The 2,934-nt window shown below is 52.1% G+C and carries 3 protein-coding genes; all 3 read left to right on the top strand.

The window, feature by feature from the left end; all coding sequences use genetic code 11:
• Positions 1-48 precede the first annotated feature (48 nt).
• Positions 49-1,971 carry a phage terminase large subunit family protein gene (locus ABIE11_RS21760; protein ID WP_429185402.1) on the top strand — a complete coding sequence of 641 codons (1,923 nt, stop codon included), beginning with the start codon at positions 49-51 and terminating at the stop codon, positions 1,969-1,971.
• Complete coding sequence (locus ABIE11_RS21765; RefSeq protein WP_023292738.1) at positions 1,971-2,177, top strand: phage head-tail joining protein; 207 nt, start codon at positions 1,971-1,973, stop codon at positions 2,175-2,177. The genes ABIE11_RS21760 and ABIE11_RS21765 overlap by 1 nt, the downstream gene beginning before the upstream one ends.
• Positions 2,174-2,934 (top strand): phage portal protein (locus tag ABIE11_RS21770; RefSeq protein ID WP_429185404.1); only part of this gene is annotated, 761 nt, incomplete at its 3' end. The genes ABIE11_RS21765 and ABIE11_RS21770, both read left to right, overlap by 4 nt.

The following is a 2,934-nucleotide window of genomic DNA, read 5'->3' on the forward strand; positions in this document are numbered from 1 at the left end:
CAATGAACAAACCATCGGCGCTTGAAGAAATGATACGGGGGTTGCTGAGTGAATATATCGAACAGTCAGGTTAAGGGGCTACAGCATTCCGCGCGCTCGGGCCTCCGTTCTCTGTACCGGCCAGAGCCGCAAACGGCGGTAGAGTGGGCAGACGAAAATTATTACCTCCCAAAGGAGTCTGCTTATCAGGAAGGGCGCTGGGAAACGCTGCCGTTTCAGCGTGCGATAATGAATGCGATGGGTAATGACTATATCCGTGAGGTTAATGTCGTTAAGTCTGCCCGTGTAGGCTATTCAAAAATGCTGCTCGGCGTGTATGCGTATTTCATCCAGCATAAACAGCGTAACTCACTTATCTGGTTACCTACCGACGGTGATGCAGAAAACTTCATGAAGTCCCATGTCGAACCGACAATCCGGGATATCCCCTCACTGCTGGCGCTGGCGCCCTGGTACGGTAAAAAGCACCGGGACAACACGTTGAGTATGAAACGTTTCTCGAATGGGCGCGGTTTCTGGTGCCTCGGTGGTAAAGCTGCAAAAAACTACCGTGAAAAATCTGTTGATGTGGCGGGTTATGACGAGCTGGCGGCATTTGACGAGGATATCGAAAAAGAGGGCTCTCCAACGTTTCTGGGTGATAAACGTATTGAAGGGTCGGTCTGGCCTAAATCTATACGAGGATCCACACCCAAAATTAAAGGAACATGCCAGATTGAACGTGCCGCCAAAGAGTCGGAGCATTTCTTACGCTTCTATGTTCCCTGCCCACACTGTGGGGAAGAGCAGTACCTTAAATTCGGCGATAAAGAGACGCCATTCGGGTTCAAGTGGACGCCGGGCGATCCTGCCAGCGTTATTTACCTGTGCGAACACAATGCCTGCGTAATTAAACAGCAGGAGCTCGATTATTCGCAGGCGCGGTACATCTGTGATGAAACCGGGATCTGGACGCGTGACGGCCTTTGCTGGTTTTCATCATCGGGTACCGAAATTGATCCGCCTGACAGCGTTACCTTTCATGTCTGGACGGCCTATAGTCCCTTCACAACCTGGGTGCAAATCGTCAAGGACTGGAGCAAGACCAAAGGCGACACGGGAAAACGTAAGACGTTCGTCAACACAACGCTTGGCGAAACGTGGGAGCCTAAAATTGGCGAACGTCCTGATGCTGAAGTGATGGCCGAACGTATTGAGCACTTCGGGGCCAGGGTGCCGGATCGCGTGGCCTACCTTACTGCCGGTATTGACTCCCAGCTTGACCGTTATGAAATGCGTGTCTGGGGCTGGGGGCCTGGTGAGGAAAGCTGGCTTATCGACAAAATTATCATTATGGGTCGCCATGATGATGAATCCACGCTTCTGAGGCTGGATAAGGCGATCAACAAAACTTATCCGAGGCCTAACGGCGTTGAGATGCTTATTTCCCGCATCTGCTGGGATATCGGCGGCATAGACCCAACGATTGTTTATAACCGCTCGAAAAAGCATGGCCTGTTTCGTGTCATCCCAGTTAAAGGCGCGTCTGTCTACGGCAAGCCCGTGGCGAATATGCCTCGCAAGCGTAACAAGAACGGCGTTTATCTCACTGAGGTAGGAACAGACACCGCGAAAGAGCAGATTTATAACCGTTTCACTCTGGTGGCAGAAGGCGACGAGCCGCTACCGGGGGCGGTTCACTTCCCTAATAACCCTGAAATTTATGATTTAGCTGAGGCTCAGCAGCTTACGGCTGAAGAGCAGGTTGAGAAGTGGGTAGATGGGAAGAAAAAAATCGTCTGGGACAGTAAAAAACGACGAAACGAGGCGCTTGACTGTTTTGTCTATGCCCTTGCAGCTCTGCGGATAAGTATCTCCCGCTGGCAACTGGATCTGGACTCTCTTCTGACCAGCTTACTGGAAGAAGACAATGGCAGTAAAAATAACAAATCTCTGGCGGATTATGCCAGGGCATTAGCGGGAGATGAATAATGGCAACACAGGCTGAACTGGATGCCGCGCGCGCAGCGTTACATGACCTGATGATGGGGAAACGGGTTGCGACGGTACAGAAAGACGGTCGAAGAGTGGAATTTACGGCGACCTCAGTCAGCGATCTGAAAAAGTATATCGCCGATCTTGAGTCACAGGTCGGTACCACTTCACGACGCCGCGGGCCGGCAAGGTTCTACGCATGAAAATTCCTTCTTTAGTTGGCCCCGACGGGAAAACCTCCCTGAGGGAATATGCAGGCTATCACGCCGGTGGCGGCGGATTCGGTGGGCAGCTAAATGCCTGGAATCCCCAGAGCGAAAGTGCCGACGCCGCACTTCTTCCGAACTTCGCACGGGGGAATGCCCGTGCTGATGATTTGGTCCGAAACAACGGTTATGCGGCAAACGCCGTGCAGTTGCACCAGGATCACATCGTCGGGTCATTTTTTAGATTGAGTTACTGCCCGAGCTGGCGATATCTCGGCATTAAAGAAGAGGAAAGCCGTGCATTTGCCAGGGAAGTGGAGGCCGCCTGGTATGAATATGCGGAGGATGACTTTTGCGGGATTGATGCCGAGCGCAAGCGAACCTTTACGATGATGATCCGTGAAGGTGTCGCGACGCACGCATTTAACGGTGAGCTGTGCGTCCAGCCAACCTGGGACAGTGATTCATCGCGACTTTTTCGCACGCAATTTAAAATGGTTAGTCCAAAACGTGTGAGTAATCCCGGTAATACAGGTGACACGCGTAACTGTCGCGCGGGTGTCAAAATCAGTGATAGCGGTGCAGCGCTGGGGTACTACGTCAGCGAAGACAGCTATCCTGGCTGGATGTCGCAAAAATGGACCTATATACCACGGGAACTGCCGGGCGGAAGGCCATCATTCATCCATATTTTTGAACCGCTTGAGGATGGACAGACTCGTGGCGCAAACGTGTTTTACAGCGTGATGGAGCA

Origin of the sequence: Lelliottia sp. 489, from assembly GCF_050435885.1 — a bacterium.
Taxonomy (GTDB): Bacteria; Pseudomonadota; Gammaproteobacteria; order Enterobacterales; family Enterobacteriaceae; genus Enterobacter; species Enterobacter nimipressuralis.